The 6870-nt window shown below is 66.3% G+C and carries 5 protein-coding genes; 3 read left to right on the top strand and 2 right to left on the bottom strand.

Features of this window, described 5'->3' with window-relative positions; translation table 11 throughout:
* Positions 1 to 319: 319 nt before the first annotated feature.
* A complete protein-coding gene (locus tag GGR61_RS11815; protein WP_184621503.1) occupies positions 320 to 2293 on the bottom strand; it encodes a sigma-54-dependent Fis family transcriptional regulator in 1974 nt (657 codons plus the stop codon).
* Between the two features lie 398 nt (positions 2294 to 2691).
* Complete coding sequence (locus GGR61_RS11810; RefSeq protein ID WP_184409088.1) at positions 2692 to 3624, bottom strand: carbohydrate kinase family protein; 933 nt, start codon at positions 3622 to 3624, stop codon at positions 2692 to 2694.
* Positions 3625 to 3910: 286 nt separating this feature from the next.
* On the opposite strand from GGR61_RS11810, the gene GGR61_RS11805 reads away from it, so the two are divergent.
* The 3 genes from GGR61_RS11805 to mreD all read left to right on the top strand — a co-directional run bounded on the left by GGR61_RS11805 (position 3911) and on the right by mreD (position 6867).
* Positions 3911 to 4957 carry a rod shape-determining protein gene (locus GGR61_RS11805; protein WP_104533130.1) on the top strand — a complete coding sequence of 349 codons (1047 nt, stop codon included), beginning with the start codon at positions 3911 to 3913 and terminating at the stop codon, positions 4955 to 4957.
* A gap of 165 nt (positions 4958 to 5122) precedes the next feature.
* Entirely contained in the window at positions 5123 to 6385 is a 1263-nt protein-coding gene (gene mreC / locus GGR61_RS11800; RefSeq protein ID WP_184409087.1) for a rod shape-determining protein MreC, read from the top strand.
* A complete protein-coding gene (gene mreD, locus GGR61_RS11795; protein ID WP_184409086.1) occupies positions 6382 to 6867 on the top strand; it encodes a rod shape-determining protein MreD in 486 nt (161 codons plus the stop codon). Before mreC ends, mreD begins: the two co-directional genes overlap by 4 nt.
* Positions 6868 to 6870 lie beyond the last annotated feature (3 nt).

Genomic DNA, 6870 nt, shown 5'->3' with positions numbered 1-6870 from the left:
ACGATGGCTGCTGACAGCAGCCGGCACCACCGTGCCCGGCTGACGGAGTGGCCAAAGCCCCTCCAACAACACAGTTGCTACAAGGACGTACTTGCAGCATGTCCCGCGACGCTGGGCGGGCAAGGGCCCTGCAGCCAAGCGACAGATCACCGCTCCGCAATTACGGCATGTACGTGGTGCATGCCGCACCGAGCAACAGCGGTGCCCGCCTTGATGGCAAAGAATGCTTTTTGTTGATCGCGCCAAGTGCCAGCGCTGAGAGACGCTGCCTTGGCTTTTACGAATCCCCAATTCCCAATCCCGAATCACCGCCCCTCAATCAGCCGGTATCCAACCCATGCTTGCGCAGCTTGCGATACAGCGTATTGCGGCTGATGCCCAAGGCATCGGCGGTGCGGCTGACATTCCAGCGATGGCGTTCGAGTTGCTGCTGCAGCACTAGGCGTTCGGCTTGATCCAGTGCAACGCGACCGGGCATGTCGTCGGCGGCTACCGCGCGGCCATCGACCAGACACGGCGCGCTGCCGGCATCGACGATTTCCTGCGGCAGATTCGGTAAGCGGATCACGCCATCGCTGCACAGCACGGCCGCCGTGCGTAGCACGTTACGCAATTGCCGCAGATTGCCGGGCCAGGCGTAGCTCAACAATTTGTGCATGGCTTCTTCGCTGATGCGCACGCTGTGCTCGCTGTTTTCTTCGCGCAGCAAGGTGCGAATCAACTCCGCCTTGTCGCTGCGCTCGCGTAGCGGCGGCAGGTGCAACACCACGCCATTGAGCCGGTAATACAGATCCTCGCGGAACTCGCCGGCGGCCACCCGCTGCGCCAGGTCGCGGTGGCTTGCGCTGATGACGTGCAGCTCCAGCGGCACTGCGCGCTCGCTGCCTAGCGGGGTGACGCATTGTTCTTCCAGCACGCGCAGCAGGCGGCTTTGCAATGGCAGCGGCATGTCGCCGATTTCATCCAGAAACAGCGTGCCGCCGCTGGCTTGCAACAATTTGCCGTGGCGGCCTTCGCGCGCGGCATCGGTGAACGCGCCGCGTGCATAACCGAATAATTCGCTTTCGATCAGCGCCTCGGGAATCGCCGCGCAATTGATCGCCACGAATGCGCCATGCGCCCACGGCGAGCCAAGATGCACTGCCTTGGCGAATTCTTCCTTGCCGGTGCCGGTGTCGCCACTCAGCAGGATCGAGACGCGATGCGCGGCCAGTTTCAGCGCATTGGCCAGGTTGTGGCGCATGCGCGGATCCGAGCCCACATGGTCACCGGGCTGCAGCTCGGTATCCGGCGCCAGCTGCGCCGGTCCGCCCACCGCCGGCAGCGCAGGACGTGCACGCGGCGGGCGCACCAGTGCGTAGAAACGCCGCCCGTGACAGGCGCAGCGGATCGACCACAAGGTGCCGGCGTCGCTGCCGGCGCGGTGCTCGAGGGTGTCGAAATCCAGCTGCATCACCTGCGAGATGTTGCGGCCCACCAGCTGACTGCGGTCGATCTTGCCCAGTTGCTCCAGCACCGCCTCGTTGACCGCCAGCACACGGCCGTCGGTATCGATCGCGATCAGTGCCTCGTGCAGCAGGCCGGCAAACTCGGGCCGGCTATGGAAGCGCAGGATGAAGGCGTGGCCGAACTGGTTGAGGAAATGCGAGCGCGAGATCTGCGCTGCCGACATGCTCACCAGCGCCACGGTATGCCGCTGAATCTGCTTGCCGTCCTGCGCATTGGGCGTTGAAGCATCCAGCACTGCCAGCAGGCCGCCATGCGGGTCCAGGATCGGCGCCCCGCTGCACGACAGCGGCAGATGGCGGGTCAGATAATGTTCGCCGCGGTGCACGCTCACCGCGGTGCATTCGGCAGCGCAGGTGCCCAGACCGTTAGTGCCCTGGTGGCACTCGGCCCAGCTGGCGCCGCAGAACAGGCCGGCCTGGCGGAAATCGCGCAGCAGGGTCGGGTCGTGCACGCTGTGCAGCACGGTCGCTTCGGCGTCGGCAAAGATCACCGCATAGCCGCTGCCGGCGATCTGCTCGTAGAGGTTTTCCATTTCCACCTTGGCGATGCGCAACACCTCGCCCAGGCGTTGCTGGCGCTCGCGCACATGCAGCGCGTCGTGCACCAGCGGCTCGGGCGCAGCCTCGGGCAGGAGTGCGTGTTCTTCCAGGCAGCGTCGCCACGAGCGCGACAGTGGCGCGGCCAACGGGGCAATGTCGCGCAGCCGGCGGATCTGCCGGAGCGCATCCGGTTCGATCTCCGGCAGGGCAGTGGACGTAGCGGCGACAACGCTTGGCTCGGACATGGGCCAGCGTTCCTCAATGAGCGCGAAGCGTCAGTAGAGGCACAGATCGGCCTGATGCTCAAACTGCATTGCAGCAAATTGCGAATGCCGATGCGTGCGCCACGTCCAGCGATGGCAGGGGCGATGGAGTAGGCGGCTCTCCTAATCCGCGAGAACCCTTCTCCCCCGGGGGAGAGAAGGTACGGCCAGCGCGCTACCGGCGCGTGCCCTGGAGCGCCCGTGCCGCAAGCGCGGGCCGGGGCGCGGAGCGGGGATTGGGGGAGGGATACGGGGCCAAGCCCTTGCATAATGCCAACTGCACGTGGCTTCGCTCGTACCCTCATCCGGCGCTAGGCGCCACCTTCTCCCGATGGGAGAAGGGTAAAGCGGCACTCAACGCTGATCAGCGGCGGTGCGGATCAAAGCGCATACCCAAACTGCTGCTTGAACTGGTCGTTGAACTCGGCAAAGTCGAAGCGCTGGTTCTGCGTACCTGGATGCTCCACCTTCAACGCGCCCATCAGATTGCCCATCCGCCCGATCGTCAGCCAGTCGTAACCGCCCTGGATGCCGTAGATCAGGCCGGCGCGGAACGCATCGCCGCAGCCGGTCGGGTCGACCACGCGGCGCTCGTGCGCCGGCGGGATGTCATAGGTCTTTTCCGGTGTATGCACCAACGCGCCCTTCGGGCCTTGCGTGGTGATATAGGCCTGAACGCGCGAGACGATGTCCTGCTCGTTCCAGCCGGTGCGTTCCTGCAGCAGGTTGGACTCGTAGTCGTTGACCACCACGTAGTCGGCCTGCTCGATGAACTCGCGCAGCTCCGGGCCGTTGAACAGCGGCATCGCCTGGCCGGGATCGAAGATGAAGGGAATGCCGGAGGCAGCGAACTCTTCCGCGTTCTGGATCATGCCCTCGCGCCCGTCCGGGCCGACCAGGCCCAGGGTCACGCCGGGCACGTCCTTCACGTGGTTTTCGTAGCTGCGCATCATCGCGCCCGGATGGAACGCGGTGATCTGGTTGTTGTCGTGGTCGGTGGTGATGAAGGCCTGCGGGGTGAACAGGTCGTCGATGATCTTCACCCGCGACAGGTCGATGCCCAGCGCCTCGAAATGTTCGCGGTAGGGGCCGAAGTCCTGCCCCACGGTGCCCATCGGGATCGGCGCGCCACCGAGCAGATGCAGGTTGTAGGCGATATTGCCGGCGCAGCCGCCGAACTCGCGGCGCATGCGCGGCACCAGGAACGACACATTCAGGATGTGCACCTTGTCCGGCAGGATGTGGTTCTTGAACTGGTCCGGAAACACCATGATGGTGTCGTAGGCGAGGGAACCACAGATCAGTGCGGACATCGAGTCAGGCCTTTGCGTTGGGAAATACCCGCCGATTGCCGGGCTGGCAGCGGGACGACGCGAGCGCCGCGGCGCAAAGGGTAACGGCTGCGACCGATCAGGGCCACAACCGCATGCCATGCCCGGTGTGACCCCCGCATGAAAATCGCGCCGAAACGGCTGTTTTTTCCTTGCCCGCACCGGGGGGGATTGCTAGGCTAGTGGACTTCGTTTTCTGCCCGCTTATCGACCAGTTGTTTCTGCATTGGCGACAGGGCAAGCGACTCTTTCAGGAACGGCTCCCTCGATGTTCAAGAAACTCCGCGGCATGTTCTCCAACGACCTGTCCATCGACCTTGGCACGGCCAATACGCTGATCTACGTGCGCGGGCAGGGCATCGTCCTGAACGAACCATCGGTGGTGGCGGTGCGTCAAGACCGCGCGATCGGCGGCACGCGCTCGGTGGCGGCGGTCGGTGCCGAGGCCAAACAGATGCTCGGCCGTACCCCCGGCCACATCACCACGATCCGCCCGATGAAGGACGGCGTCATCGCCGACTTCACCTACACCGAGGCGATGCTGAAGCACTTCATCAAGAAGGTGCACAAATCGCGCTTCCTGCGCCCGAGCCCGCGCGTGCTGGTGTGCGTGCCGGCCGGCTCCACCCAGGTCGAGCGCCGCGCGATCAAGGAATCTGCGGAAGAGGCCGGTGCACGCGACGTGTATCTGATCGAAGAGCCGATGGCCGCTGCGATCGGCGCCGGCATGCCGGTGACCGAAGCGCGTGGCTCGATGGTCATCGATATCGGCGGCGGCACCACCGAGGTGGCGGTCATCTCGCTCAACGGCATCGTCTACTCGCAGTCGGTACGTGTGGGCGGCGACCGTTTCGATGAGTCGATCACCAACTACGTGCGCCGTAACCACGGCATGTTGATCGGCGAAGCCACTGCCGAGCGCATCAAGCTGCAGATCGGTTGCGCCTATCCGCAGGAGGAGGTGCAGGAGATGGAAATTTCCGGCCGCAACCTCGCCGAGGGCGTGCCGAAGATGATCAAGATCAACTCCAACGAAGTGCTCGAAGCGCTGCACGAGCCGCTGTCGGGCATCATCTCGGCGGTCAAGCTGGCGCTGGAGCAGACCCCGCCGGAACTGTGCGCCGACGTCGCCGAGCGCGGCATCGTGCTCACCGGTGGCGGCGCGCTGCTGCGCGACCTGGACCGCCTGATCTCCGAGGAAACCGGCCTGCACGTGCAGGTGGCCGACGACCCGCTCACCTGCGTCGCACGCGGCGGCGGTCGCGCGCTGGAGCTGGTGGACATGCACGGCAACGAGTTCTTCGCGCCGGAGTGAAGCTTTCGGGATTCGGGAGTCGGCATTTGGGATTCGCAACGCGTGTCCCGGCCTTCGGCCTTGACCGATTGCGGTACAGCCCTGTGTGTCTAACGCTTAGTCGTATCGGGGGCAGCCGACCGCTCCTCGAATCCCCAATCCCGACTCTCAAATCCCGGCCTTAAAGTGCCCTCCTACGCCGGTCCTCCCGTCGCTCCCCGTCCGGGCGAAGTCACTTCCACGCTGCGCCTGCTGGTCTATCTGGTGCTGGCGATCGTGTTGATCGCGCTCGATAGCCGTGGCGGTTGGCTAAGCCAGATGCGCATGCAGGCCAATCTGCTGATCCAGCCGATCTGGGCGGTGGCGGGATTGCCGGGGCGGATCGGCTCGCAAGTGCGCGACAACGCTGCCACCCACGCGCAGCTGGTGGAAGAGACCCGCGACCTGCGCAATCAGCTGCTGGTGGCCAACGCCCGCCTGACCCGCCTGCAGACCGCCGCGCTGGACAATGCGCAGCTGCGCGAACTGCTCAACGTGGCCGAGCGCCGTGGTCTGGACGTGCAGCTGGCGCCGATTCTGGATATCGACCTGGACCCGACCCGCCAGCGCCTGTTGCTGGATGCCGGCAGCCGCGATGGCGTGCTGATGGGCCAGGCGGTGATCGACGCCGGCGGCCTGATGGGCCAGGTGATCGAAGTGACGCCGCTGCATTCCACCGTGCTGTTGCTCACCGACCCGGACCATGCGGTGCCGGTCAGCGTGGCGCGCAACGGCGTGCGCCTGATCGTCTACGGCCGCGGCGACCGCCTCGAACTGCGCGACATCCCGCTCAGTGCCGGGGTGCAGGTGGGCGATGAGATCGTCACCTCCGGCCTGGGCGGCCGTTTCCCGGCCGGCTTCCCGGTCGGCAAGGTCTCCGAACTGCATCCCGATGACACCCACGCCTTCCTGGTGGGCGAGCTGACCCCGGCCGCCAAGCTGGATCGCGGCCGCGACGTGCTGCTGCTGCGCGCCGGCAAGCCGCTGCGGGTGGAGCCGGGGGCCGGGAGTGGGGAGTCGGGAATCGGGAATGGCAACGGCAACCGCAACGGCGTCGCGGCACCTGCCGCGCCGGTGACCGCAACACCACGCACGCCGGCGAGCGGAGTGTCCGACGCGGCGATGGATACCGCACGCCCGACGGCGGATGCAGCATCCGGCACCGGCACCGGCACCGGCACCACGCCGCGCGCCCAGTCCGCGCCGACGCCTGCCGCGCCAGGCGTGCAGCCGGCCCGCGCGCCGGCATCCAGCCGCCCGGCCACCACGCCCGCGCGCGCGCCGGTGTCGAACGCAGCCAACATCCCGATGCCTGATTCCCGTCCGGCTCCGCCGCAGGGCGCTGCTTCCAACGATTCCCCAATCCCCAATCCCCAATCCCGTCCGGCTCCGCAGGAGACGGACCAATGACCCGCATGCGCAACACCTGGATCCTGCCGGCGAGCATCTTCATCGCGCTGGTGCTGGGCCTGCTGCCGCTGCCGCTGGTGGTGCAGCCGCTGCGTCCTTACTGGCTGGCGTTGGTGCTGGCGTATTGGGTGATCGAAGAGCCGGACCGGGTCGGGCTGGGCATCGCCTTCGTGACCGGTGTGCTGGCCGACCTGCTGTATGGCGGGCTGCTCGGCGAGCAGGCGCTGCGGCTGGTGATCATGACCTTCATCCTGCAGCGTTTCCGCGCCCGGCTGCGCTTCTTCCCGGTCTCGCAGCAGGCGCTGGCGATCGGCGGGTTGCTGCTCAACGACCGTATCGTGTCGTCGGCCGTGCATCTGGCCATCGGCGAGCCGACCCTGCCCTGGAGCTACTGGTGGGCGCCGTTGCTGGGCATGGCGCTGTGGCCGCCGCTGTTCGTGTTGCTGGATGCGGTGCGGTTGGGCAAGCGGAGCAAGAAGTAAGCC

Origin of the sequence: Xanthomonas sp. 3058 (assembly GCF_014199765.1) — a bacterium.
GTDB lineage: Bacteria > Pseudomonadota > Gammaproteobacteria > Xanthomonadales > Xanthomonadaceae > Xanthomonas > Xanthomonas campestris_B.
The sequence above is the reverse complement of the archived record's forward strand: the minus strand, read 5'-3'. Positions and strand labels throughout refer to the sequence as shown.

Excerpts from the sequence above, each read along its gene's own strand:
- mreD (WP_184409086.1), top strand. The coding sequence starts at position 6,382 with ATGACCCGCATGCGCAACACCTGGATCCTGCCGGCGAGCATCTTCATC.
- GGR61_RS11805 (WP_104533130.1), top strand. The coding sequence starts at position 3,911 with ATGTTCAAGAAACTCCGCGGCATGTTCTCCAACGACCTGTCCATCGAC.
- GGR61_RS11815 (WP_184621503.1), bottom strand. The coding sequence starts at position 2,293 with ATGTCCGAGCCAAGCGTTGTCGCCGCTACGTCCACTGCCCTGCCGGAG.
- GGR61_RS11810 (WP_184409088.1), bottom strand. The coding sequence starts at position 3,624 with ATGTCCGCACTGATCTGTGGTTCCCTCGCCTACGACACCATCATGGTG.